Annotated in this window: 20 protein-coding genes; 14 read left to right on the forward strand and 6 right to left on the reverse strand. The window is 72.2% G+C overall.

The window, feature by feature from the left end; translation table 11 throughout:
- Positions 1-116 precede the first annotated feature (116 nt).
- The 9 genes from ABZU52_RS03415 (at position 117) to valS (ending at position 13099) form a co-directional block, all read left to right on the forward strand.
- On the forward strand, positions 117-626 hold the full coding sequence (locus ABZU52_RS03415; RefSeq protein WP_354969480.1) for a SigE family RNA polymerase sigma factor: 510 nt from the start codon (positions 117-119) through the stop codon (positions 624-626).
- Positions 623-1132 (forward strand): hypothetical protein, encoded by a 510-nt coding sequence (locus tag ABZU52_RS03420; protein ID WP_354969481.1) that lies wholly within the window; start codon positions 623-625, stop codon positions 1130-1132. The genes ABZU52_RS03415 and ABZU52_RS03420 overlap by 4 nt, the downstream gene beginning before the upstream one ends.
- Positions 1133-1360: 228 nt before the next feature.
- Positions 1361-2794, forward strand: a complete 1434-nt coding sequence (locus ABZU52_RS03425; protein ID WP_354969482.1) for an FAD-binding protein — start codon at positions 1361-1363, stop codon at positions 2792-2794.
- 78 nt (positions 2795-2872) lie between these two features.
- Positions 2873-4372 (forward strand): AlkA N-terminal domain-containing protein, encoded by a 1500-nt coding sequence (locus tag ABZU52_RS03430; protein WP_354969483.1) that lies wholly within the window; start codon positions 2873-2875, stop codon positions 4370-4372.
- Complete coding sequence (locus tag ABZU52_RS03435; protein WP_354969484.1) at positions 4369-4878, forward strand: methylated-DNA--[protein]-cysteine S-methyltransferase; 510 nt, start codon at positions 4369-4371, stop codon at positions 4876-4878. The genes ABZU52_RS03430 and ABZU52_RS03435 overlap by 4 nt, the downstream gene beginning before the upstream one ends.
- A 37-nt stretch (positions 4879-4915) precedes the next feature.
- Positions 4916-6772 (forward strand): ABC transporter ATP-binding protein, encoded by a 1857-nt coding sequence (locus tag ABZU52_RS03440; protein ID WP_354969485.1) that lies wholly within the window; start codon positions 4916-4918, stop codon positions 6770-6772.
- On the forward strand, positions 6769-8649 hold the full coding sequence (locus ABZU52_RS03445; RefSeq protein ID WP_354969486.1) for an ABC transporter ATP-binding protein: 1881 nt from the start codon (positions 6769-6771) through the stop codon (positions 8647-8649). Before ABZU52_RS03440 ends, ABZU52_RS03445 begins: the two co-directional genes overlap by 4 nt.
- Positions 8650-8995: 346 nt before the next feature.
- Positions 8996-10333: a trypsin-like serine protease gene (locus tag ABZU52_RS03450; protein ID WP_354969487.1), complete on the forward strand. Its 1338-nt coding sequence runs from the start codon at positions 8996-8998 to the stop codon at positions 10331-10333.
- A 147-nt stretch (positions 10334-10480) separates the two neighbouring features.
- A complete protein-coding gene (gene valS / locus ABZU52_RS03455) occupies positions 10481-13099 on the forward strand; it encodes a valine--tRNA ligase (protein ID WP_354969488.1) in 2619 nt (872 codons plus the stop codon).
- A 44-nt stretch (positions 13100-13143) separates the two neighbouring features.
- Here the strand turns inward: valS and ABZU52_RS03460 are convergent, their stop codons facing one another.
- The 5 genes from ABZU52_RS03460 to ABZU52_RS03480 form a co-directional block, all read right to left on the reverse strand.
- A complete protein-coding gene (locus ABZU52_RS03460; RefSeq protein WP_354969489.1) occupies positions 13144-13788 on the reverse strand; it encodes a hypothetical protein in 645 nt (214 codons plus the stop codon).
- 93 nt (positions 13789-13881) lie between these two features.
- On the reverse strand, positions 13882-14592 hold the full coding sequence (locus ABZU52_RS03465) for an ABC transporter permease subunit (RefSeq protein ID WP_354969490.1): 711 nt from the start codon (positions 14590-14592) through the stop codon (positions 13882-13884).
- Entirely contained in the window at positions 14592-15503 is a 912-nt protein-coding gene (locus ABZU52_RS03470) for an ABC transporter ATP-binding protein (protein WP_354969491.1), read from the reverse strand. Before ABZU52_RS03470 ends, ABZU52_RS03465 begins: the two co-directional genes overlap by 1 nt.
- Complete coding sequence (locus tag ABZU52_RS03475) at positions 15503-16408, reverse strand: ABC transporter permease (protein WP_354969492.1); 906 nt, start codon at positions 16406-16408, stop codon at positions 15503-15505. Before ABZU52_RS03475 ends, ABZU52_RS03470 begins: the two co-directional genes overlap by 1 nt.
- A complete protein-coding gene (locus ABZU52_RS03480) occupies positions 16401-17315 on the reverse strand; it encodes an ABC transporter ATP-binding protein (RefSeq protein WP_091406315.1) in 915 nt (304 codons plus the stop codon). The genes ABZU52_RS03475 and ABZU52_RS03480 overlap by 8 nt, the downstream gene beginning before the upstream one ends.
- A 239-nt stretch (positions 17316-17554) precedes the next feature.
- On the opposite strand from ABZU52_RS03480, the gene ABZU52_RS03485 reads away from it, so the two are divergent.
- From ABZU52_RS03485 to galT, 4 genes are all read left to right on the forward strand, one after another.
- Positions 17555-19069 (forward strand): glycosyltransferase family A protein, encoded by a 1515-nt coding sequence (locus ABZU52_RS03485; protein ID WP_354969493.1) that lies wholly within the window; start codon positions 17555-17557, stop codon positions 19067-19069.
- An 88-nt stretch (positions 19070-19157) separates the two neighbouring features.
- The gene (gene cysC, locus ABZU52_RS03490) at positions 19158-20687 is read left to right on the forward strand and encodes an adenylyl-sulfate kinase (protein WP_354969503.1); all 1530 of its coding nucleotides are present in this window, start codon (positions 19158-19160) and stop codon (positions 20685-20687) included.
- 110 nt (positions 20688-20797) lie between these two features.
- Complete coding sequence (locus ABZU52_RS03495) at positions 20798-21607, forward strand: DeoR/GlpR family DNA-binding transcription regulator (protein WP_354969504.1); 810 nt, start codon at positions 20798-20800, stop codon at positions 21605-21607.
- A gap of 12 nt (positions 21608-21619) precedes the next feature.
- The gene (gene galT / locus ABZU52_RS03500) at positions 21620-22696 is read left to right on the forward strand and encodes a galactose-1-phosphate uridylyltransferase (RefSeq protein ID WP_354969494.1); all 1077 of its coding nucleotides are present in this window, start codon (positions 21620-21622) and stop codon (positions 22694-22696) included.
- A 362-nt stretch (positions 22697-23058) separates the two neighbouring features.
- On the opposite strand, the gene ABZU52_RS03505 is transcribed toward galT, so the two are convergent.
- Positions 23059-24276, reverse strand: a complete 1218-nt coding sequence (locus ABZU52_RS03505) for an NADP-dependent isocitrate dehydrogenase (RefSeq protein WP_354969495.1) — start codon at positions 24274-24276, stop codon at positions 23059-23061.
- A gap of 137 nt (positions 24277-24413) precedes the next feature.
- Between ABZU52_RS03505 and ABZU52_RS03510 the strand changes: the two genes are divergently transcribed.
- A complete protein-coding gene (locus ABZU52_RS03510) occupies positions 24414-25226 on the forward strand; it encodes an MBL fold metallo-hydrolase (RefSeq protein ID WP_354969496.1) in 813 nt (270 codons plus the stop codon).
- The last annotated feature ends 151 nt before the right edge of the window (positions 25227-25377 follow it).

Raw genomic sequence — 25377 nt, forward strand, 5'->3', positions numbered from 1 at the left:
GTGGCCGGACGCTACCCGGCACGACCGACACTTTCGGGCCGAAAAACCCCACCGGTCGTGGATAGCGACGATGACCTGGGGCGTCTGTATCTGTGACAACGAAACGGGGGTGGTGGGTGGACGAGGACGAGCGCGCGCGGCTGGCCGAGTTCGTCGGCAGCCGGACTCCGGCGCTGATGCGGGTCGCGTACCTGCTGACCGGGGACCGCAACGCCGCCGAGGACCTGTTCCAGTCGGCGTTGGCGCGGACCATCCCGAAGTGGGGCACCATTCGGCATGCCGATCCCGAGGGCTATCTGCGGGTGGTGATGTACCGCGAGCAGATCAGCTGGTGGCGGCGGATCCGCCGGTGGCGGGAGACACCGCTCAACCCGGCGGACGAACCGGTCGGCGGCGACCCGAGCGGCGGCTCCGACGTGCGGTTGGCGATGCGGGCCGCGCTCCGTCACCTGCCGCCGACGCAGCGGGCGGTGGTGGTCCTCCGCTACTACGAGGACCTGCCCGAAGCCCAGGTGGCCGAGCTACTGGGCTGCTCGGTGGGGACCGTACGCAGCCGTACGCATCGAGCGGTGAAGCGACTGCGCGACCTGCTGCCGGACGTCGACAGGCTGGAGGTACGGCGATGACCGAACCCTTCGAGCACCTCATCCGCTCCACCCTCACCGACCTGGCCGAGGAGGCACCGATCGTGCATGACCAGTTGAGCCGAGCGGAACGACGGGTGCGCAACCGACGCCGCGCCACGGTGACGGTGGGGGCGGTGAGCACCCTGGCGGCGATCCTGATCGCCACTCCGATCGCCCTGGCGGCCAGCGGCTCGGACGAGCCGCCCCCGGCCGTACCCAGCCCGGCCGGCCCGGCGACCGTGCCCAGCCCGCCGGTCCCCACGCCGTCCGCACCCACCGCGGTGCCGACGGTCGTACCGAGCCCCGGCGGCGCGCACGTGAGCCCGTCGATCACTCCGGGGCCGCCCGGTGTGCCTGGCAAACCGACGGTGAAGCCGAGCGCGTCAACTCCGCCGGGCCCACCCGGTGTACCGGGTAGTCCGACGGTCAAGCCGAGCCAGTCGACTCCGCCGGGCCCGCCCGGTGTACCGGGCCGGCCGTCCGTCACGCCGAGCCCGTCTCGTTGATGGGACCGGTCAGGTCGGTGGTTCTTCCGCCCCGGCCTGACCGGTCGGCCCAGGATTCGACCGGAGATTCCGGTCACCTTCGCACGGCGCTCCCCGTACCGGCGAGCGCCGTGCGAACCGGCCGACGGGAGGGGTCCCTCCACCGAGTTTGTCGAGGAGGGCACGCCCGCTCATTCTTGGGGCCATGACCGATCCCGGACACCCGAGGTGCGAGCTACGGGGGCACCGATGAGCAGCGCCATGGCCCGGGTGCCCGACTCCCTGCGAGGGCAGATCGTCACACCCGGCGACCGCCGGTACGCGCACCTGCGCTCGACGTACACCAGGTCGGCATCGCCGGCGGCGGTCCTGCTGCCGAAGACCACCGCGCAGGTGGTCGACGCGCTCCGCTACGCGCGGGAGCAGCGGCTGCCCATCGCGGTCCGCAGCGGCGGGCACGGCCTATCCGGAGCCTCGTCCAACAACGGTGGGGTGGTCATCGACCTGTCCATGCTCGACCGGGTCCAGGTGATCAACGAACGGGCCGGGCTGGTCCGGGTCGAGGCCGGCGCCCGCTGGGCGAACGTCGCGAAGACGCTGGCACCGTACGGCCTGGTGATCAGCTCGGGTGACTACGGCGGCGTCGGCGTCGGCGGCCTGGCCACCGGCGGTGGGGTCGGCTGGCTGGTCCGCGCCCACGGCCTCACCATCGACCGGGTCCGAGCCGTCGAGGTGATGCTGGCGGACGGGACGCTGGTACGCGCGGACGCCGAACACGAGCCGGAGCTGTTCTGGCTGGTCCGTGGGGCCGGGGCCGGCGCGGGGATCGTGTTGGCCTTCGAGATCGAGGCGGCCGAGCAGCGCAACGTCGGTGTCGCGCAGCTGGTCGTCGAGGCGCATCCGGACGGCCGCACGGTCCGGGAGTGGACGAGCTACCTCGCGCAGGCGCCACGGGAGTTGTCGGCGGCCGCCGTGGTGTTCGCGGAGGGCCGATCGGTCCTGATGTCCATCACCGCAGTGGTCGCCGCCGAGAGCCTGCGCCGGGCCCGACCGGCGGTGGAACCGCTGCTCGCCATCGGCAAGGTGCTCGAACACCGGACCGACCTGCTCCCCTACCCGACGCTGGTGCCGACCGCGCACCTCAACCCCAACGTCGGGCAGCAGCGCGGCACGACCACCAACGGTCTGTTCACCTCCCTGGACGACGCCGGGGCGCGGGCCGTGACGCGAGCGGTGACTGGGCCGGGGCGGGCGGTGATCCAGCTCCGCTCGTTGGGTGGGGCGGTCAACGACGTCGCTTCCGACGCGACCGCGTATTCGCATCGTCACCAGGACACGCTGGTCGTGGCCTCGGTTTTTCCGCCGCACGGCGATGCCGCGTTGAATGCCGCCTGGCGGGCCGCCGGGGCGCGTGCCGACGGCGCGTACGTCAACTTCGAGAGCCGGCCGGACCTGGCCGCGTTCGCCCGGATCTACCCGGGCGAGACCGGGGCCCGGGTCCGGCGGCTGTGGAAGCGGTACGACCCGGACGGCGTGTTCCGTTCCGCCCTGCTGACCACCCAGCCGGACCGCGCCGCCCAGCCAGGCCGCACCGCACAGCCAAGCCGCACCGCACAGCCGAACCGCGCCGCCCAGCCCAGCCGATCCGGCCAGCCGCACCGGCGCCGTCGACGCCCCCGTTGACCGGGGCTCTTCGCGCCGGCACACCCAGGTCCGATTCCCGCCAGCCGAAGACCGGTCGAGCGGGGCATCATCGGTGACGTGGAGATGGACTTCGAGCGGTGTTACCGGGCCGTGGACAGCCGTGACCAGCGGTTCGACGGCTGGTTCTACACCGGCGTGACGTCCACCGGGATCTACTGCCGGCCGTCCTGCCCGGCGATCACGCCCAAGCGGCAGAACGTCCGGTTCTTTCCGTCCGCCGCCGCCGCGCAGGGTGCCGGGTTGCGCGCCTGCCGCCGCTGCCGGCCGGACGCGGCGCCCGGCTCCCCGCTCTGGGACGTCCGGGCGGACGTGGTCGGTCGGGCGATGCGGCTGATCGCCGACGGGGTTGTCGACCGGGACGGCGTACCGGGGCTGGCCTCCCGGCTGGGCTACACCGAACGGCACCTGCACCGGATGCTGAGCGCCGAGATGGGCGCCGGGCCGCTCGCGCTGGCGCGCGCCCAGCGCGCCCAGACCGCCCGGATCCTGATCGAGACGACCGACCTCGCGATGGCCGAGATCGCGTTCGCCGCCGGCTTCGGCAGCGTGCGGCAGTTCAACGACACGCTTCGCGAGGTGTACGCGAGCGCCCCGTCGGACCTGCGCGCGGCCCGTGGCCGCCAGCAGGCGCCGGCCGGGGCGGGGACCATCGCGCTCCGGCTGGCGTACCGCCCGCCGCTGCACGCCCGGGCGCTGCTGGACTTTCTCGCGGTGCGGGCGTTGCCCGGCGTCGACGAGGTCCGCGACGGGACGTACCGCCGGGGTCTGCGGTTGCCGCACGGCACCGGCCAGGTGGCGCTGACCCCGGCGCACGGGCATGTGGCGGCGACGTTGCAGCTCGCCGACCTGCGCGACCTGGCGCCAGCGGTGGCCCGCTGCCGCCGGTTGCTCGACCTGGACGCGGACCCGACGGCGATCGACGCCACGCTGGCCACCGACCCGGCACTGGCCCCGGCGATCACCGCCGAACCCGGCATCCGCGTCCCCCGCGCGGTCGACGGTTTCGAGCAGGCCGTCCGCGCCATCATCGGCCAACAAGTCTCGGTCACCTCAGCCAGAACAACCCTCACCCGCCTCCTGACCGCCCACGCTCACGTTGATCATGAAGTTGTTGCCACCGGCGACGGCGTGTCGGGACAACAACTTCATGATCAACGCGGTGGGCCGGAGGGGGGTGCGCTGCGGGGGTTTTTGGGGGCTGGGGAGCTGTTGGCATTGCCGGACTCGGGGTTTGGGATGCCTGTGGGGCGGCGGGAGGCCTTGCGGGGGTTGGCGCGGGCCGTTGTGGACGGGTCTGTCGACCTTGCTCCGGGGGTGGATCGGGAGGACGCCGTCCGGCGGCTGCTCGCGCTGCCCGGCATCGGCCCGTGGACCGCGAACTACCTGGCCATGCGCGCCTTCGGCGACCCGGACATCCTGCTCAGCTCCGACCTCGCGGTCCGACGCGGCGCCGCCGCGCTCGGCCTGCCCGACACCCCGCCGACCCTCGACCGGTACGCCGAGCGTTGGCGCCCCTGGCGGTCCTACGCCACCATCAGACTCTGGAGAGCGGCATGAACATCGACAGCACCGTACTCAGCACACCGGCCGGCCCACTGAGCATCCTCGCCGGCCCCGACGGTGACGTACGGGCAGCCGGCTTCACACCGGACCCGGCGGCGCTGCTGCCCCTGGTTCACCCGACCCTGCGGGCACCACTGCGGGAGCGGGCCGACCTCGGCCCGGTCAGCACGGCGGTCCGCTCCTACCTGGACGGTGACCTCGCGGCCATCGACGCGGTGCCGGTCCGTCAGCGCACCGGCGGAGAGTTCATGGCGCACGCCTGGCAGGTGCTGCGTGCGGTGCCACCGGGCACCCCGGTCACCTACACCGGGTACGCCGCGCTGGCCGGTCGACCACCGGCGGTGCGGGCCGCCGCGGCCGCCTGCGCCCGGAACGCGGCAGCCCTCTTCGTGCCCTGTCACCGGGTCCTTCGCACCGACGGCACGCTCGGCGGCTACCGCTGGGGGCTGGACGTGAAGAAGTGGCTTCTCGGTCATGAGCGCCGCTTGACAACAAGCTGACACCAGCACCGACACTCATTGACGCTACCGTCTGGTAGTGCCTGTGGAGAGCGACGGCGACCCGGCAGCCCGAGCCGCCGTGGGCACACGCCCCGTGCACAACCTCTGGCGGCTACGCCCCTACCTGCGCCCGTACGCCGCCGAGTTCGCCTGGCTGCTCGTCGCGGGGCTGGCCGGCACCGCGGCGGGGATCGCCGTACCGCTTGTCGTGCAGCGGGTCGTGGACGGGCCGGTGGCCCGACACGAACCGGCCGGGCTGCTCCAGCTCGGCGGCCTGGCGCTGCTGCTCGGTGTCGTCGAGGCGGTGCTCATCTTCATCCGCCGCTGGGTGCAGTCGTCCTCGGCGGTGGGCATGGAGGCGGCGCTGCGCGCGGACGTCTACGCCCACCTGCAACGGCTGCCGACCAGCTTCCACGACCGCTGGCAGTCCGGCCAGTTGCTCTCCCGGATCACCAGCGACCTGTCGGTGATCCGCCGGTTCCTCTCCTTCGGCGTGTTCTTCCTGGTGCTCAACCTGACCACCTACGTGGTCGTGGTGGTGCTGCTGATCAACCTGCACCCGGCGCTCGGGGTGCTGGTCGCGGCCAGCGCGGTGCCGCTGCTGCTGGTCAGCCGGCGGTTCGGGCGGCACTACCACGCCGCGTCCCGCCGGATGCAGGATCAGCAGGGCGACGTGGCGACGCTGGTCGAGGAGACCGCGCAGGGTCTGCGCACCATGAAGGCGTACGGGCGGGGGCCCGAACTGGCCGCCCGGTTCGCCGGTGCGGCCCGGCGGCTGCACGACACGGGCGTCGACAAGGGACGGCTGCTGGCCAACACCTCGGCGCTGCTCGACCTGGTGCCCAACGTGACCCTGGGCGTGGTGCTGGCGGCGGGGGCGGCCGCCGCCGCACACGGCGCGCTCACCATCGGCGAGCTGGTCGCCTTCGTCAGCCTGCAACTGATGCTCATCTGGCCGGTGCAGTCGCTGGGTTGGATCATCGCCAACGGTCAGGAGGCGGCCACCGCCGCCGACCGGATCCAGGAGGTGCTGGACACCCCACCGGAGATCGTGGACGCCCCCGGCGCGGTCGCGTTGCCCCGCGACGCGGTGCACGGTCGGCTGCGCTTCGAGCGGGTCTGGTTCAGCTACCCGGGTGCCAGCACGGCGGTGTTGCGCGGGATCGAGCTGAGCATCGAGCCGGGCGAGACGCTGGCGCTGGTCGGGGCCACCGGCTGCGGCAAGAGCACGCTGCTCTCCCTGGTGCCCCGGCTGCACGAGGTGACCGCCGGCCGGATCACCCTGGACGGGCACGACCTGCGCGAGCTGCGGTTGGCCTCGCTGCGCCGGCTGGTCGGGGTGGCGTTCGAGGAGCCGACGCTCTTCTCCATGTCGGTGCGGGAGAACCTCACCCTGGGTCGCCCGGACGCCGGCGACGACGAGGTCCGTGCGGCCCTCGCGCTGGCCCAGGCCGACTTCGCGTACGACCTGCCCTGGGGGTTGGCCACCCGGGTGGGCGAGCAGGGGTTGTCCCTCTCCGGCGGGCAACGGCAACGGCTGGCGTTGGCCCGGGCCGTGCTCGGCCGACCGGCGGTGCTGGTGCTGGACGACCCGCTCTCCGCGCTCGACGTGCACACCGAGGCCCTGGTCGAAGCGGCGCTACGCCGGGTCCTGCGCGACAGCACCGCGCTGCTGGTGGTGCACCGGCCGTCGACGATCGCGCTGGCCGACCGGGTCGCCCTGTTGGAGGACGGACGGATCACCGCGACCGGCCGGCACTCCGACCTGCTGGCCACCGTGCCGGCGTACCGGGCGCTGCTCGCCGCCGAGCCGCCCGCCGGGCAACCACCGTCGGCGGGCGCCAGCGGGCCGAGCGCGTCCCCTTCGGACGGTCGGGGGCTGGTGCGCTCGTGAGCGTGCCGAGGCAGGCCGACCCACCTCCGGAGGAGGAGCCCGAACTCCACCGCTGGCGCGGAACCGCCACCGACCCGGAGGCCGACCGCAGTCGAGCCGAGGACACCAGCCCCGAGGCGGTGGCCCGGCTGCGCCGGCTCAGCCGCACCCTGCTGGCCGACCTGCTCCGCCCGCACCGCAGGCGACTCGCCGTGGCGGTCGGCCTGCTGCTGGCCCAGAACGCCGCCGCGATGGCCGGCCCGTACCTCGTCATGATCGGCATCGACCGGGCCATCCCGCCATTGCGCGCCGGCGACCCCGGCCCGCTGGTCACCGTCGCCGGGGCGTTCGCGGTGGCCTCGGTGACCGAGTACGCCGCCCGCCGCGGCTTCCTCACCCTCTCCGCCCGGATCGGCCAGGCCGTCCTGCTCGACCTGCGGCAACGGGTTTTCGGGCACTTCCTGCGGCTGTCGGTGGGCTTCCACGAGCGCTACACGTCCGGCCGGATGGTCTCCCGGCTCACCAGCGACCTGGACTCGATCGCCGAGCTGGTCGACGGTGGGATCGACAGCCTGGTGCTGGCCGGGCTCTCGATCCTGTCGGTGGCCGCCATCCTGCTCTGGCTGGACCTGCCGCTGGCGGCGGTGACACTGTTCGCCTTCCCGTTCCTGTTCGGGCTCTCCCGCTGGTTCGCCCGGTCGTCGGCCAGCGCGTACCGACGGACCCGGGACGCGGTCGCGCTGGTCATCGTGCACTTCGTCGAGTCGATGCGGGGCATCCGGGCGGTGCAGGCGTTCCGCCGGGAGCCCCGCAACCAACGGATCTTCGTGGCGCTGGGCGACGACTACCGACGAAGCAGCCTGCACGCGTTCCGGCTGATCGCCACGTACTCGCCCGCGATCAAGCTGATCGGCAACGTCACAGTGGCGGTGGTGCTCTGCTACGGCGGTTGGCGGGTGCTCGGCGGGCAGACCGAGATCGGCGTGCTTGCCGCGTTCCTGCTCTACCTGCGCCGCTTCTTCGAGCCGATGCAGGAGTTGAGTCAGTTCTACAACTCGTTGCAGTCGGCCACCGCCGCCCTGGAGAAGCTGGCCGGAGTGCTCGACGAACGACCGGCCGTCGCCGAACCGGCCCGGCCCGCACCGCTACCGACCGGGCCCGGCCGCGGTGAGTTGAGCTTCCGGGCGGTCAGCTTCGGCTACCGGGCCGACACCCCGATTCTCCGTGGGCTGGAGTTGACAGTGCCGGCCGGGCAGACCGTGGCGCTGATCGGGCCCACCGGGGCGGGCAAGTCGACAATCGCCAAGCTGGTCGCCCGGTTCCACGACCCGGACACCGGCACCGTCCGGTTGGACGGGGTCGACCTGCGCGACGTACGCGACGCCGACCTGCGCCGCGCGGTGGTGCTGGTGACGCAGGAGAACCACCTGTTCAGCGGGACCGTCGCGGAGAACATCCGGTTCGGTCGCCCAGGGGCCGACGACGACGCCGTCCAGGCCGCCGCGCGGGCGATCGGTGCGCACGACTTCATCGCCGCACTACCCGAGGGGTACGCCACTCAGGTGCACCGACGTGGCGGACGGCTCTCCGCCGGGCAGCGGCAACTGGTCGCGTTCGCCCGCGCGTTCCTGGCCGACCCGACAGTGCTCATCCTGGACGAGGCGACGTCGTCGCTGGACGTGCCGACGGAACGTCTCGTGCAGCGGGCACTCGGCACCATCCTGCGTGACCGCACCGCACTGGTGATCGCCCATCGACTCTCCACTGTGGAGACCGCCGACCGGGTGCTCGTCCTCGACGGCGGAAAGGTCGTCGAGGACGGCCCACCCGCGGTGCTGGCCCGGGCCGACGGCCGGTACGCCGCCCTGCACCGGCAGTGGCGGGAATCACTGGACTAGCTACAATCACGGCTCGTCTGCCTCACCCGCCTGGTAAGGCCGGCGACACCGACCGGATTGTTCCGGTCGGGCACCACCGAACACACGGGGAGGGTACGGGGTGCGCACACGGGGGCGCGTGATCGTGGCTGGGCTGACCGTCGTCGGTCTGATCGGAGCCGCCGTCGCGGTAACCAGAGGAGACGGGGCCGAGCGCCCGCCGCCGACCACGGCAGCGGCTGAGGCAGGGTTGGGCAGCGCGACAACCGGCGACGCGAGCGCGGCACCCGGCGCGACCGCCACGGGCGGCGTCCCGCCCGCTTCGCAGACGGAACGGAAGACGGAGCCGAATGCCGCCTCCGGGCCGGTGCGCGTCCGACCGGCCCCGGTGGTCGCCGAGGCCGCGCCCGCATCCGTCGCGTACCTGCGCGACCGCTACCGGATCTCCGCGACCGAGGCGGCCCGGCGGCTCGCCCTCCAGGAACTGTCCGCGCCGCTCGCCGCGCGACTGACCGAGCAGGTCCCGCGCTCGTACGGCGGCATGTGGCTCGACCAGGGGGCCGGCGGCGTGCTCACCGTCGGAGCGACCGACGTCGCGGCGGTGCGGGCGGCCGTGGCCGAGGTCACCGACCCGGCGCAGGTCCGGATGATCGCCGTGCGGCACACAGTGAGTCAGCTCACCGAGGCCGCGGCCGGCGTCGCCGCCGCGCTCGACGCGTCACCCGGCTCGGACGTCGTGGTGGATCAGCAGGCCAACGAGATCGTGGTGCTCACCGGAGACCGGATCACGGCGGACGACCCACGGCTGGCCGAGGCGCGCCGCGCCGCCGGGGTGCCCACCCGGGCCCAGGCCCGGATCCCCGCGACCACTGTGCAGAAGGCGTGCGACCCGCGCTACTGCCCGCAGGCGCCGATGCGCGGCGGCATCCGCCTGGACGTGCCGCGCGACGACGGCACCGTCGGCGGCTGCACCACCGGCTTCAACCTCATCGTCGGAGTACGCGACCTCCCGTACGTGCTGACCGCCGGGCACTGTGTCGTCGGCGGACGGCACCAGCAGGTGGACCGGACCTGGCACCAGTTCCTCGGCCCGAAGGTGCCGGCGACCGTGGAAGCACCGGACCTGGCCGAGAACGCCTACCCGTACGACTACGCGATCATGCCGTACCAGCCCGCGGCTCTGCGCCGGTGGACGTACCCGCGGGGGGCCAGGAACACGCCCAGCCTGGTCAACTACTGGTGCGTCGCGGACAACCCGAAATGCGCCACCAGCGGCAGCCGGGACGTGCCGATCACCGGCTATCAGCCGTGGAGCGCCATCCAGACCGGCTGGGTCGTCTGCGCGACCGGGTCCGCGTACACCCCCAAGGCCGGCGAGCAGTACGTCGACTCCGGCGCCGGCGCCGGCTACCTGCCCGGCACCCGCTGCGGGGAGGTCACCGGCAAGAGCAGCGGCGGCATCGACGTGCGGATCTGCGCCCGGCCGGGAGACAGCGGCGGCCCGCTGTTCACCGAGGCCGACGGCAAGGCGCTGGGCATCCTCTCGAACGGCGACCCGGGGCAGGGCGCCTGCACCAACCCGAACGAGCACAACTCGTACGCCCCGGTCTCCACGATCCTGGAGCGGGTCAACGCCCGCAGCGGCGAACGGTTGCAGATCCGGCTGGCCACCTCCGGCCCGGTGGCCAGCCCGCTCGCCCGCTGACGGTTGGGGCCGACCGGCACCAGCCGGTCGGCCCACCAGCGTGGAACACCCCGCCCCGCGCCGGCCGGCAGCCGTTCGGCGCGCACTCTCGTGGCGCGCGCCGGTTAACCCGTGGTCCGGCCGTTGGCCCCTGCCTACGATCACAGAATGACCGATACGGCGAGGACGGCCCGCGCCGGCGTTCCCGAACGTCCGACACTGGACGGGCTCGAGGAGAGCTGGGCACGCCGCTGGCAGGAGGAAGGCACGTACGCGTTCGACCGCTCGAAGGAGCGCAAGGACGTGTACGCGATCGACACCCCGCCGCCGACCGTATCGGGCGAGTTGCACATGGGGCACGTCTTCTCGTACACGCACACCGACACCACGGCGCGGTACCAGCGGATGCGCGGCAAGGCCGTCTTCTACCCGATGGGCTGGGACGACAACGGTCTGCCCACCGAACGTCGGGCGCAGAACGTGTACGGGGTGCGCTGCGATCCGGCGCTGCCGTACGACCCGGTCTGGCGACCACCGGCGGCTCCGGTCGACGACGCGGCCCGGCGCGACCCCACCCCGATCTCCCGACGCAACTTCATCGAGCTGTGCGAACGGTTGACGGTCACCGACGAGCAGGCCTTCGAGGCGTTGTGGCGGCGGCTCGGGCTGTCGGTGGACTGGTCCCTGACGTACACGACGATCGGCCGGATCGCCCGGACCACCAGCCAACGGGCGTTCGTCCGCAATGTGCGCCGCGGCGAGGCGTACCAGTCGGAGGCGCCGACCCTGTGGGACGTCGGCTTCGCCACCGCTGTCGCCCAGGCCGAGTTGGAGGACCGGGAGCGCCCAGGGGCCTACCACCGGCTGCGGTTCACCGCGGCCGACGGCCGTGAGGTGTTCGTCGACACCACCCGGCCCGAGCTGTTACCGGCCTGCGTGGCGCTGGTCTGCCACCCCGACGACGAGCGGTACGCGGACCTGGTGGGCAGCACGGTGCGCAGCCCGCTGTTCGGCGTCGAGGTGCCGGTGTACGCCCACCCACTCGCCGACCCCGCGAAGGGCACCGGCATCGCGATGGTCTGCACGTTCGGTGACCTGACCGACGTGACCTGGTGGCGTGAGCTGGGGCTGGACACACGGGTGGTGATCGGCCGGGACGGTCGGCTGCTCCCCGAGCCGCCGCACGGGGTGCCCGCGCAGCCGTACGCGGCGCTGGCCGGGCAGACCGTCAACGGCGCCCGCCGGGAGATCGTCGGGATGCTGGCCGATGCCGGTGACCTGATCGGCGAGCCGCGCCCGATCACCCACCCGGTCAAGTTCTACGAACGCGGCGACCGGCCACTGGAGATCGTCTCGACTCGACAGTGGTATCTGCGCAACGGCGGCCGGGACGAGGCGCTGCGCGCCACGCTGCTGGCCCGGGGCGAGCAGCTGCACTGGGTGCCGGCGCACATGAAACACCGCTACGACAACTGGGTGCGCGGTTTGAACGGTGACTGGCTGGTCAGCCGCCAACGCTTCTTCGGGGTGCCGGTCCCGGTGTGGTACCGGCTCGACGACACTGGCGAGCCGGACTGGTCCCACCCTCTCATGCCGGACGAGTCCGCGCTGCCGGTCGATCCATCCAGCGATCCGGCGCCCGGTTACGACGAGTCGCAGCGCGGCCAGCCGGGCGGCTTCATCGGCGACCCGGACGTGCTGGACACCTGGGCCACGTCGTCGTTGACCCCGCAGATCGTCGGCGGCTGGGAGACCGACCCGGACCTGTTCGCCCGGGTCTTCCCGATGGACCTCCGCCCGCAGGGGCAGGAGATCATCCGGACCTGGCTCTTCGACAGCGTGGTCCGTTCGCACTTCGAGCACGGCGTGCTGCCCTGGCGGGACACCGTGCTCTCGGGCTGGATCCTGGACCCCGACCACAAGAAGATGGCCAAGTCCAAGGGCAACGTGGTCACCCCGCTGGCCCTGCTGGAGCAGCACGGCTCGGACGCGGTGCGCTACTGGGCGGCCAGCGGCAAGCCCGGCATGGACCTGGCCTTCGACCCGGCGCAGATCAAGGTCGGCCGGCGACTGGCCACCAAGCTGCTCAACGCGTCCAAGTTCGCGCTCGGGCTGGGCGCGGCGGACGCCCTGCGCGCCCCGTACGACAACTCCAGCTCGGCGCGTCTGACGCCACGCCGCGACCTGGAGCTGTCGGCCACCACCCCACTGGACCGGGCCATGCTCGCCGAGCTGGCCACCGTGGTCACCGCCGCAAGCAGCGCCTTCGACTCGTACGACCACACGGCGGCGTTGCAGGTGACCGAGGCGTTCTTCTGGCGGTTCTGCGACGACTACATCGAGCTGGTCAAGGAGCGCGCCTACGGCACCGGCGCGGCGGCCGACTCGGCACGGGCGGCACTGGCCTCGGCGCTCTCGGTGCAGCTGCGGTTGTTCGCCCCGGTGCTGCCGTACGTGACAGAGGAAATCTGGTCGTGGTGGCGGTACGGCTCGGTGCACCGGGCGCCGTGGCCCACCACCTACGAGGTGGCCCGGACGATCGAGGGGTCGGGTGACCCGGCGCTGCTGCGGCTCGCCGGTGACGCGTTGAGCCAGGTGCGACGGGCCAAGTCGGAGCGGAAGCTGTCGATGAAGGCGGAGGTGCCGTTGGCGGAGGCGCTCGGCCCGGCGGCGCTGCTGGAGCAGCTCACGCTGGTCGCCGACGACCTACGGGCGGCGGGCCGGATCGGCAAACTCGACCTGCTCCCGGACCGTACCCCGGAGCTGGTCATCGCCTGCGCGTTCTGACCGGGGTCCGCCGCCGCCCGCTCGGGCGGCGGCGGACCGGCGGGTCACCAGCCGCGCAGGAAGCGCAGCCCGAGCAGGAACGCGATCACGGCCGGCCCGACCAGCAGGGTGATCGCCTGGAGGCGGTACGGCATCCGGTGCCGGGTCAGCTCGCCCGCGTTGCCCAGCACGATGGCCCCGGCCAGCATCAAAAACGCGCCCCACCAGCCGGTCTTGAGGTGGATCAGATCCACCCGGATCAGTTGCAGGGTCAGGCCGAGCAGCGCTCCGGTCAGCGCGAGCAGGGCCACCGCCCGGTGCAGGCCACGGGCCAGCGGGTGGGCCGCCCGCCAGCCGTAGGTGCCGAAGACCGCCAGGCAGGGCAGCACCACCATGAGCGGCCAACCTCGTCCCATCACGCCGAACATCAGCAGCGCGCCGACCGCGAAGACGATCGTGCCGACGCAGGCGAGCATGTACCCGGCGAAGGCCCGGCCGCCGCGGCGGGCCAGCAACGGCCCGCCGCTGGCCGCGATCAACGCGGCCGGAATCAGGATGAACACCGCCCACCAGTGGAACTGACCGCTGCCCTGAGCCGCCGTGGCGACCGTGGCACAGGCCAGCCCGGCGACGGCCAGGCTGGTCAGCCACGGCCGGCTGCTCCGGGAGTAGGGCTCAGCCAACGACGTCCGCTCCGCTTCGACGCTCACGCCCATCAGCCTGGCCCGATGTGGCCCGACCGGTCCATCCGGCCAGCCCTACCGCCGGGCGGGGGCTGGCCGGAACAGCGTCCCGTACCGCTGTCAGCTCGTCTCGCCTGCCACGCTGAACGAGCGCAGGCGGTCGATGGCGAGCACGGTGAACCCGACGCTGACCAGTGCGGTCATCACCGACGCCACCGGCACCGACACGCTGGTCTCCAGCAGCCCGGTGGGGGCGATCCGGTCGGCGAGGGCGATCACGTACTGCTGGATGGAGAGCACCTTGGTGCCGCTGACGAAGTTGCCCAGCAGCCCCTCCCAGATCAGCACGTAGACCAGACCGAGCAGCACCGGCCGCCTGGTGACCAGGCTGAGCGCGAGGAACAACGCCGAGTACGCCAGCGCGCCGAGCGCCGCCGCGCCCGCCAGCGCCAGACCGAGGCGTACCGAATCGGCGAGCACGCCCGCGACGTAGAGCGGCACCGCCACGGTGACCGCGGTGACCCCGGCGGCCACCGCGAGCTTCGGCAGCACGATCTGCCAGCGCGGCAGCGGCTTGGTCAGGATGTGCACCACAGTGCCGTCGTCGATCTCGGCGCCCAGGACGCCCGTGCCGATGATCAGCGCAACCACCGGCAGCACCACGGCAAGCCCGAGGCCGACCAGCACCGGCGGCCCCCAGTTGCGCGGGTCCACCCCCAGCGACCGGCAGAGCACGGCCAGCCCGAGCAGCACCAACGGCAGCGGTAGCAGCAGCAGGAACCGACGTCGGCCGAACAACCCGCGCGCGGTGATCCAGGTAACGGTCGACATCATGCCTCCACCAGATAGGAGAAGACGCTCTCCAGGGACTCGTCGGACGGCACCAGCTGACGCACCCGGATGCCCTTGTTCAGTGCGATCCGGGGAAGCGCCCGGGTGAACGCGCCATAGTCACCGGCCCGCACGGTCAGGCCGGTCGGCTCCAACTCGACCCCGCTCACCGACGCCTCGGCGATCAGCGCGACGGCCAACGCCCGGTCGTCGGTGGAGCGCACCGAGAAGACGTGCGGGCGGTTGGTCATCAACCGGCGGATGGTCCGGAAGTCGCCGGAGGCGGCCAACCGGCCGGCCACCATCACCTGCACCGTTCCGGAGACCTGCTCGACCTCCTCCAGGATGTGCGAGCTGAACAGGATCGTCCGGCCGGCGTCACCCAGGGTGTGCAGCAGCTGCATCATGTGCAGCCGCTGGCGCGGGTCCATGCCGTTGAACGGCTCGTCGAGCAGCAGCACCTGCGGGTCGTGCACCAACGCGGCGGCCACCCGGGCGCGCTGGCGCATGCCCTTGGAGTACGTGCCGATCCGGCGGTCCTGCGCCGACTCCAGCTCGACCAGGTCGATCGCCCGGCGGGCCGCAGCCGCCGGATCGGGCAGCCGGTGCAGCTTCGCGCTGGCCAGCACGAACTCGTACGCGGTGAGGAAACCCTGCACCGCCTCCCGTTCGCTGACCAGCCCCAGCCGCCGGTAGACGTCGGGGTTGCGCCAGGTCGGCTCGTCGTCGAGGGTGACCGTGCCGCGCGACGGGGCGAGGAACCCGGCCATCATGTGCAGCAGCGTGGTCTTGCCGGCGCCGTTCGGGCCGAGCAGCCCGGTCACGCCCGGCCCCAGGGCCATGCTGATGTCGTTGACCGCGACCACGTTGCCGTACCACCGGGACACCCCGGTCAGGCTCAGCGTGCTCATCAGGAGGCGACCTTCCGGTAGCGGGCCAGCAGGAGGGCGGTCGCGCCGGCGACCAGCAGCACCGCGGCCAGGGCGTAGACCGGGCCGAACCCGCCGATCGTCATCTCGCCCGGATCGCCCTCGACCAGCAGGTCACCCAGCGACCAGATGCCCACCCCCTGCACCAGCGTGGAGGGCGAGGCGAGCCCGGCCAGCTCGTTGGCGGCGCGCGACGGCAGGATGCTCAGCACCCCGACGATCGGGGTGGTCATCAGGAAGACCGCCACCACCCCACCGGCGGCGAAGGCACGCTTGCCGGTCAGCGAGGCGACCAGCAGGCCGACCGAGGCGAAGACCACCGCCCACAGCCCGGCGTAGAGCAGCCCGGGCAGCAGGTCGAGCAGCTCGTTCCATACCCCGCGCATGCCCTGCTTGGTGGTGAAGGCGGCACCCAGGAACATCACCAGTTGCGGCCCGCCGAGCAGCAGCCAGAGGGCGGTGACCAGCGCCAGCAGCTTGGCCAACGCGTAGTCGGCGCGCGGCAACGGCCGGGAGAAGTACAGCGGCAGCACACCGCTGCGCAGGTCCCGGGAGACCAGCTCCGGGGCGACGACCGCGACGAAGAAGATGACCAGCCAGCTCATCGCGTCGGCGAACTGGGCGTACGTGGCGACCGGCTCGCCGATCTGGCTGCGTACCGCGGCCAGGGCCACCGCGACCAGGGTGACGATGCCGACCACCAGCCACGGGAAGATCTTGGCCTTGGCGCTGCGCCCGAACCCGAACGCGGTGCGCAGGCCGTGCAGGTAGAGCGCGCCGAAGACCTGCCGGCGGCCCAGCCTCGGGCCCTGGTAGCGCTGGTAGCCGATGTCGTGGATGACGCCGGTCGGGGTTGGCCGCACGGCGGCGGTGGATGGCTCAGGCATGAGTGAGCTCCCTCGTGGCGAAGAGTTCGGCCACCCGGTGCCGGCGCTGGTCCAGTCGGTGCAGCGGCAGGTCCAGTTCGGCGACCGCACCGAGGATCAGGTCGTAGGTGCCGTCGTCGGCGAGCGGCACGAGGAGCAGTCGTCCGTCCCGGGCGACCGGCAGTTTCAGCTCGGCGAGTCGGGCGGCGAGTTCCTCGGTGCCCTCGCTGACCTCCACGGCGAGCACATCGGTGGCCGAGGTCATCGCGGAGATGTTGTCGGCGCGCAGCAACCGGCCGCCGTCGATGGCGATCAGCGTGTCGCAGATTCGCTCGACCTCACCGAGCAGGTGTGAGCAGACCAGCACGGAGATGCCGAACTCGGTGCCGATCCGGTGTACCAGGGCCAGCATGGCGTCGCGGCCGGCCGGGTCCAGGCCGTTGGTCGGCTCGTCCAGCAACAGCAGGTCGGGGTCGTGCACCAACGCCTGGGCCAGCTTGACGCGCTGCTTCATGCCCGTCGAGTAGCCACCGACCGGACGATAGCGCTCCTCGTAGAGCCCCACGTGGCGCAGCGCCTCCGAGGCCCGCTCGCGAGCCGCGGTGCGGGGCAGGCCGCTCATCCGGCCGAGGTGGGTGACCAGCTCGGCGGCGGACAGGTCCGGTGGGAGGCAGTCGTGCTCCGGCATGTAGCCGACCCGGTTGCGGACAGCCGCCGGGTCTGCGGTCGGGTCGATGCCGAGCACCGAGACCTGACCGCTGGTTGGTGCGATCAGGCCGAGCAGAATCTTGATCAAGGTGGATTTGCCGGCGCCGTTCGCGCCCACCAAGCCGATGATCCCGGGCTCGACGGCGACGGTGAGGTCGGCCAGCGCGGTGACCCGACCTCCGTACGTCTTGGTCAGCGACTGGGTCGCGATCAGTGTCACGCGCCCAGCGTAGGGAGTGGATGCCCACCAGGGACACCGGCACGCCCCCGGGCGCTCCCCTGATCCTCGCCCCGCCGGACCCCTAAGGTCCCCGGCGGGGCCCTGGCGGCGTTTCCGCCGGTCCCGCGTTCGGCCGGACCCCGCCTTGGGAAAGAGACATCCAAGGTGACACCATTCATCTCCCGTTCACCAGGCATCGACCCGCCCGGTGATCGACCGACGACGCGGGAGGGATCCTGATGGCCGAGGTGGGCGTCCCGAAGGTGAGCGTCGTGGTGCCTGCGTACAACTGCGGCCCGCACATCGAGAAGCTCGCCACCTCGCTGCTGCGTCAGTCACTGCCCGCCGACGAGTTCGAAGCGATCTTCGTCGACGACGGCTCGACCGACGACACCGCCGAGCGCCTGGACCGGCTGGCCGCCGAGCACCCGCACATCAGGGTGCTGCACATCGAGAACTCCGGCTGGCCGTCGCGCCCCCGCAACCTGGGCACCGACCACGCCCGAGGCGAGTACGTCTTCTTCGCCGACGACGACGACTGGTTCGCCGAAGAGGCGCTGGAGCGGCTGCACGCCTGCGCGAAGGCGAACGACGCCGACATCGTGGTCGGGAAGATGGCCGGGTACGGGCGCCCGGTGCCGCTTGAGCTGTTCCGGAAGAACCGCTTCGACGCCACCCTCGGCAACTCCCCCCTGATCGACAGCCTGACCTGTCACAAGCTGTTCCGGCGGTCGTTCCTCAACGAGCACGGTCTGCGGTTCCCGGAGGGCGGCAAGCGTCGGCTGGAGGACCACTCGCTGGTCGTCCGGGCGTACTTCCTGTCCCGGCGCACCTCCGTGTTGTCCGACTACACCTGCTACCACCACGTTCAGCGGGACGACGCGCGCAACGTCACCGCGGGCCAGCTGGATCCGTCGAGCTACTACGCCAGCGTGCGGGAGGCGCTGGACGTGGTGGACGCCAACACCGAGCCGGGTCCGCTGCGGGACCGGTTGCACCGGCGCTGGCTGCGCAACGAGATGCTCAGCCGACTGCGCGGCAAGCGGCTGCTGGACGCCCCGGAGCCATGGCTGGAGCAGGTCGCGCTGGAGATCCAGAAGATCATCCAGGACCGCTTCGCCCCCGGCGTCGCCGGCGGGCTGCCGCCCCTGCTCCGAGCCGTGGCGTACCTGGCGGAGCGGGGCCGCGTCGCGGACCTGCGCAGGCTTGCCCACTGGGAGGCGGGCATCGCCGCACACGGCACGATCGACGAACTCCGGCACGTCGACCACGCCGTCACGGTGACCGTCGCCGCCGAGCTGCGCTCCGCGGACCAGCCGGTCGGCTTCCGCTCCGACGATGGCCGCGACGTGCTGATGCTCCCGATGGAGGAGATCGCCCCCGAGGTGCTCGACGCCACCGCGCAGGTGCGCAAGGCCCGACTGGACCTGGTGACCCGGCACCGGGAGACCGGCACCGAGATCTTCCTTCCGAACACCTTCCAGACCGAGCGGATCACCGGTACGACCGGAGCGGACACCGTCCACCTGGTGCACCGGGCCACCGCCACCATCGACTTCGCCGCCCTCAACGGCGGCCGGACCAGGGGCAGGTGGCTGCTCAAGGCCCGGATCACCAACGTGGGCTGGACCGAGGACGCGCGACTGCCACTGGTGTTCATCTGCCGGGCCGACGGCTCGCGTCCCCGGGTCCGCGACGAGCGGAAGCTGTGGAACCGGCTGCGGTCGGCGGTAGGCCGGCGGATCAAGCGCTGATCCGCCTGCGGCGGTCCGGGAGTGGCGCCCTCGACCGATGGACGGTCGGCTGCGAAACTGTGTGCCGGTCAGCGAGTGGGGGGTGTGGATGAGCAACGGCTGGGTGCTGCCCGACGAGGTGCTACGGGACGCACCGGCGTACACGCCACGTCCCGGTGAGCTCGCGGATCTGGAGCTGCTGCTGACCGGCGCGTACGCCCCTCTGACCGGCTTCATGACCCGCGCCGACCTGGTCTCGGTCAGCCGACGCGGCCGGCTGGCCGACGGCACACCGTGGCAGGTCCCGGTCACTCTCCAGGTGCCGGCCGCACTGGCGCAGAGCTTCGATCCGCGTGACCCGGCCCGCCGGGCGCTGGTGCTGACCGACGGGGAGGGCGCCCCGGCGGCCGCTCTGGACGTGGCTGACGTCTGGCCGGTGCGCGAGGGAGTGGCGGGGGTCGGCGGTCAGGTCCGGCGGCTGGGCGACGGCGGGCACGGCCCGTTCCAGCGACTGCGTCGCAACCCGGAGGAGGTCCGCGCGCTGCTGCCCCCGGGCCGGGTGCTCGGGGTGATCGCCGATCGGCCGCTGCATCGTCCGCAGCTCGCCCAGATCGCCCATGCCGCCCGTACCCTGGCCGCTCATCTGCTCGTGATGATCCCGGTCGGTGAGGGCGGCGTCGGCGGGCTCCCACCGGAGGCGCTGGTCCGTACGATCTTCGCGGCGCGGGACCGGATGCCACCTGCCACCCTGGTCGCGGTGCCGCTGTCGCACCGGCGCGAGGAGATCAGCGATGCGCTGCTGCGCGCCCGGGTCTCCGCGGCGTACGGGGTGACCCACCTGCTCTCCACCGGGGAGATGCTCTCCGGCGCCGGGCTGCGGGTGCTGGTGCCGCGCGAGCTCGCGTACGACAACCGGGACGGGCAGTGGCGTTGGCGGGAGGACATCCCGCCGCGCAACCGACGACTCGCGCTGACCCAGCCGGAGATCGACGACCTGCTCGACCGGGGCTTCCCGCTACCGGAGTGGCACACCCCGCCCGCCGTGGCGCGGGAGCTGGCCCGGGTCCGACCGCCGCGTCGGCAGCGAGGGATGGTGGTCTTCCTGACCGGCCTCTCCGGCTCCGGCAAGTCGACGATCGCCCGAGGGCTGGCGGACGCGTTGCGGGAGAGCGGCGACCGCACGGTGACCCTGCTCGACGGGGACGTGGTGCGCCGGGAGCTCTCCGCCGGGCTGGGCTTCAGCAAGGCCGACCGGGATCTCAACGTCCGCCGGATCGGCTGGGTTGCCGCCGAGGTCGCCCGGCACCATGGGGTGGGCATCTGCTGCCCGATCGCGCCGTACGCGGCGGCCCGGGCCACCGCCCGGGAGATGGCCCTCGCCGCCGGGGCGGGTTTCGTGCTGGTGCACGTGGCCACCCCGTTGGAGGTGTGCGAGCAGCGGGACCGCAAGGGCCTGTACGCGCGAGCGCGGGCCGGCCTGCTCACCGGGATGACCGGCATCGACGACCCGTACGAGGAGCCGACCGACGCCGATCTGGTGCTCGACACCACCGACCTGAGCGTGGCGGACGCGGTGCAGGCCGTGCTGCACTATCTGACCGAGACCGGCTGGGTGGAGCTGAAGATCGCGTCGGGCTGAGGCGTCGCCGTACCCGTTCCTTCCACCGCTGACCGCTACGCGCTAGTGTTCATCTTTGTTGGAACACGTTTGACCGCGTGAGATACGTGGACCCCCGGGAGGCACGGCGGATGCTCGCTCAGCAGCGGCAGGCGGCCATCCTGGAGCGGGTCCGGTCGACCGGCGGTGTCCGGGTCAGCGAGTTGGCAGGCGAGTTCGGCGTGTCCGACATGACCATCCGGCGCGACCTGGATGCGCTGCACGAGCGCGGCCTGCTGGCCAAGGTGCACGGCGGTGCCACCACGACCGGGCCGAGCTCGACCGACGAGCCGGGTTTCCACGCCAAGGCGGTCCGCCAACTGCGGGAGAAGGCGGCCATCGCCGACCGGGCGGCGCAACTGGTCCGACCCGGAGCGGCGGTCGCGCTCTCCGCCGGCACCACCACCGCCGAGCTGGCCCGCCGGCTGGTGGACGTGCCCGAGCTGACAGTGGTGACCAACTCGCTGCCGGTGGCCGAGATCATGCACGCCGGCGGCCGGCCGGACCAGACGGTGGTGCTCACCGGCGGCGTACGCACACCGTCGGACGCGCTGGTCGGTCCACTTGCCGTCGGTGCCGTCCGGTCACTGCACCTCGATCTGCTCTTCCTGGGCGTGCACGGCATCACCGAGCGGGCCGGCTTCACCACCCCGAACCTGATGGAGGCGGAGACCGATCGGGCCCTCGTGGCAGCGGCGGACCAGTTGGTGGTCCTCGCCGACCACACCAAGTGGGGCACGGTGGGCATCTCCTCGATCGTCGAGTTGGCGGCGGCCCACGTACTGGTCAGCGACGACCGGTTGCCCCCACCCGCCCGACGGGTACTCGGCGAACAGGTGGGCGAACTGATCATGGTGAAGGCAACAGGGGGCGGGCCGCGTGACGCGCACGCCGACAACTGAGGGGACGGCGCCGTGAAGCGCACCGCGATCGACCTGGCCGACGGCCGGGAGCTGATCTACTTCGACGAGCGCGACGACGCGGTCCGCGACCAGCCGGACCGCCGGGACCTGCCACCGCCTCCCCCCGCGTCACAGCTGCGCTACGACCCGCTGACCGACGAGTGGGTGGCGGTCGCGGTGCACCGGCAGACCCGCACCTTCCTCCCGCCGGCGAACGAGTGCCCCCTCGACCCGTCGGTGGGCGACCGGCTGACCGAGATCCCCGCACCCGACTACGACGTGGTGGTCTTCGAGAACCGGTTCCCGTCGCTGAGCGGCCGGGTGGCCGAGGAGCCTGGGGAGATCACCCCGTTCACACCGGTCCGGCCGGGCCTCGGCCGGTGCGAGGTGGTCTGCTTCACGTCCGACCACAACGCCTCCTTCGCCAGCCTGCCCCCGCGCCGGGTCCGCACCGTGCTCGACGCGCTCGCCGACCGCACCGAGGTGCTCGGCGCGCTGCCCGGCGTCGAGCAGGTCTTCTGCTTCGAGAACCGGGGCGTCGAGATCGGCGTCACGCTGCACCACCCGCACGGGCAGATCTACGCGTACCCCTTCGTGACGCCGCGCACCCGCGCGCTGCTGGCCGCGGCGCGCCGGCACGCCGAGCGGACCGGCGGGGGCAACCTGTACGCGGACGTACTGGCCGCCGAGCGCGCCACCGGTGACCGGGTGGTCGCCGAGAACGAACACTGGACGGCGTTCGTCCCGGCGGCCGCGCGCTGGCCGTTCGAGGTACACGTCGCGCCGCGCCGCGTGGTGCCGGACATCCCGGCGCTCAGCGACAGCGAGCGGGACGCGTTCGGGCCGCTCTACCTGGATCTGCTGCGCCGCTTCGACGGCCTGTTCGACATGCCGATGCCGTACATCTCGGCCTGGCACCAGGCGCCGGTGCGGATCGACCGCGAGCTGGGCCACCTGCACCTACAACTGTTCAGCATCCGGCGGGCCAGGGACAAGCTGAAGTACCTGGCGGGCTCCGAGTCCGGGATGGGCGTCTTCATCAACGACATCTCCCCGGAACGCGCCGCCGACCTGCTGCGGGCCGCCTGAGCAGCCCGCTGTGCGCGGCGCCTGAGCTTGCCGCAGTGCGGCGCCCGTGGCGTGGCGTGGCGCCTGAGTCCGAGCGGCGCGGGCGCGGGCTGGCGGGAACAGGGCGCGGGGGGCCCGGGACAGGGCCCCCCGCAGGGAAGGGACGGCTGGCTGTGCACGGCACAGCCGGGAAGGCTGGCTGATCGGCGCACGGGTGCCGCGGGTCGACCGTGGTCAACCTTCCTTGGACTCGACTGGCATCTCGTCCATCCTGGTCAACGAGGCGCGCCGGCAGCAGTGACGCCGACCGGCGTGCCGACGCCGGACACGCCGAAGCCCGCCGGCAGGGTGCCGGCGGGCTCCGATGACGCGGTACGCCTGGATCAGGCGGCGATCTTGCGGGCCAGGTTCTCGTCGAGCGCGTTCATGAACTCGTCGGTGGTCAGCCACGGGGCGTCGCGCGAGATGAGCAGCGCGAGGTCCTTGGTCATCTGGCCACCCTCGACGGTGTCGACGATGACCTGCTCCAGGGTGTTGGCGAACTCGGTGACCGCCGGGGTGCCGTCCAGCTTGCCCCGGTGGGCCAGGCCCCGGGTCCAGGCGTAGATCGACGCGATCGGGTTGGTCGAGGTCTTCTCGCCCTTCTGGTACTGCCGGTAGTGCCGGGTGACAGTGCCGTGCGCGGCCTCGGCCTCGACGGTACGGCCGTCCGGGGAGAGCAGGACCGAGGTCATCAGACCCAGCGAGCCGAAGCCCTGCGCGACGGTGTCGGACTGCACGTCACCGTCGTAGTTCTTGCAGGCCCAGACGTAGCCGCCCTCCCACTTGAGCGCGGCGGCGACCATGTCGTCGATCAGCCGGTGCTCGTAGGTGATGCCGGCGGCGTCGAACTCGGCCTTGAACTCGTTCTCGAACACCTCGGCGAAGATGTCCTTGAACCGGCCGTCGTACGCCTTGAGGATGGTGTTCTTGGTGGACAGGTAGACCGGGTAGTTGCGGTCCAGCCCGTACCGGAACGAGGCGCGGGCGAAGTCCCGGATCGACTCGTCGTAGTTGTACATGCCCATGGCGATGCCGCCGCCGGGGAAGTTGGCGACCTCCATCTCCATCGGCGCGCCGCCGTCGGCCGGGGTGTAGGTGATGGTCACCGTGCCCGGGCCGGGGACGACGAAGTCGGTGGCCTTGTACTGGTCACCGTGGGCGTGCCGGCCAATGATGATCGGCTTGGTCCAGCCGGGGACCAGCCGCGGCACGTTGGACATGATGATCGGCTCACGGAAGACGACGCCGCCGAGGATGTTGCGGATGGTGCCGTTGGGCGACCGCCACATCTTCTTCAGGCCGAACTCCTCGACCCGGGCCTCGTCCGGGGTGATGGTCGCGCACTTGACGCCGACGCCGTACTCCTTGATGGCGTTGGCGGCGTCGATCGTGACCTGGTCGTCGGTCTCGTCGCGGTGCTGGATCGACAGGTCGTAGTAGTGCAGGTCGACGTCGAGGTAGGGCAGGATCAGCTGCTCCCGGATCTGCTTCCAGATGATCCGGGTCATCTCGTCGCCGTCGAGTTCTACGACCGGGTTGTTTACCTTGATCTTCGCCATCGGCCGGCGCTCCTCTCGGGGGACACGTGCTCAAGCAGTACGAGCGTACTGCAATTGGGCCGGCAGCCCCCAGCCGGCCTCGACCGGCCGGCGGAACCGGGCTGCGCGGAACAGAAATGCCCTGGAATCATCGTCCGATGCCACTGAACCGCACCCTCGGGTCTATCACGGTCACCACGCTCACCGACGGTGAGGGTGCCTTCTTCCAGCCTCGCACGGAGGCGTTTCCGCAGGCCACGGCAGCGCAATGGGCGGAGGCCGACCGGCGCGACCCCGGCTCGGTGACCGCCGACGGGCGGTGGTGGCTGCCGTTTCGCAGCTTCGCGATCCGCGTCAACGACGGACCGGTCACGCTCGTCGACGCCGGAATCGGCCCGACCGACGCCCCCGCCGCGAGCTGGGCACCGGTGCCGGGCCGGATGCCCGCCGAGTTGGCCGCCGCGGGCATCGACCCGGCCGACGTCGACACCGTCATCCTGACCCACCTGCACACCGACCACATCGGCTGGGCGGTCACCGGCAGGCCGGGGCGGCCGTACTTTCCGAACGCGAGCTACCTGGTGCAGCGGGCCGAAATCGACGCGGCGGAGACGCTCAACCCCTGGCTGCCGGCCGGCCTCATCGCGCCCTTGCGCACCGCCGGCCAGCTCCGGGTGGTCGACGGCGAGACCGCCCTCACCCCAGCGGTACGTCTGCTGCCCACCCCCGGCCACACCCCCGGTCACCAGTCGGTGCTCGTGACGGTGGCCGACGATCGGGTACTGCTCACCGGCGACCTGCTGGTGCACATGGTGCAACTCGTCGACAGTGACCTGGCGTACGCCCACGAGGTAGACCCGGACGCCGCGCGCGCCTCCCGGCTACTCACCCTGCGCACCCACTCCCCCACCCTCCTGGCCACCCCCCACCTGTCCACCCCCTTCACCCCCAGTCCCGGGCCACCTGGTTGATCAAGAGGTTTGCGTCACCACAACCGCAATTCCTGACGCAAACCTCTTGATCAACAGGCCGAGGAGGGGCGGGACGGTGGGGAGTGGGCGGTGCGGCGGGGGTCGGGGGCGGAAAGGGCGCGCCGGCGTGGGCGGCGCGGCCTGGGGTGGG

This window comes from Micromonospora sp. NPDC005220 (genome assembly GCF_040607895.1).
Lineage (GTDB): Bacteria > Actinomycetota > Actinomycetes > Mycobacteriales > Micromonosporaceae > Micromonospora.

Bases quoted from the DNA above. Each gene is read 5' to 3' on its own strand.
- ABZU52_RS03420 (WP_354969481.1), top strand. From the start codon at position 623: ATGACCGAACCCTTCGAGCACCTCATCCGCTCCACCCTCACCGACCTG.
- ABZU52_RS03425 (WP_354969482.1), top strand. From the start codon at position 1,361: ATGAGCAGCGCCATGGCCCGGGTGCCCGACTCCCTGCGAGGGCAGATC.
- ABZU52_RS03435 (WP_354969484.1), top strand. From the start codon at position 4,369: ATGAACATCGACAGCACCGTACTCAGCACACCGGCCGGCCCACTGAGC.
- valS (WP_354969488.1), top strand. From the start codon at position 10,481: ATGACCGATACGGCGAGGACGGCCCGCGCCGGCGTTCCCGAACGTCCG.
- ABZU52_RS03465 (WP_354969490.1), bottom strand. From the start codon at position 14,592: ATGTCGACCGTTACCTGGATCACCGCGCGCGGGTTGTTCGGCCGACGT.
- ABZU52_RS03470 (WP_354969491.1), bottom strand. From the start codon at position 15,503: ATGAGCACGCTGAGCCTGACCGGGGTGTCCCGGTGGTACGGCAACGTG.
- ABZU52_RS03475 (WP_354969492.1), bottom strand. From the start codon at position 16,408: ATGCCTGAGCCATCCACCGCCGCCGTGCGGCCAACCCCGACCGGCGTC.
- ABZU52_RS03485 (WP_354969493.1), top strand. From the start codon at position 17,555: ATGGCCGAGGTGGGCGTCCCGAAGGTGAGCGTCGTGGTGCCTGCGTAC.
- cysC (WP_354969503.1), top strand. From the start codon at position 19,158: ATGAGCAACGGCTGGGTGCTGCCCGACGAGGTGCTACGGGACGCACCG.
- ABZU52_RS03495 (WP_354969504.1), top strand. From the start codon at position 20,798: ATGCTCGCTCAGCAGCGGCAGGCGGCCATCCTGGAGCGGGTCCGGTCG.
- ABZU52_RS03505 (WP_354969495.1), bottom strand. From the start codon at position 24,276: ATGGCGAAGATCAAGGTAAACAACCCGGTCGTAGAACTCGACGGCGAC.
- ABZU52_RS03510 (WP_354969496.1), top strand. From the start codon at position 24,414: ATGCCACTGAACCGCACCCTCGGGTCTATCACGGTCACCACGCTCACC.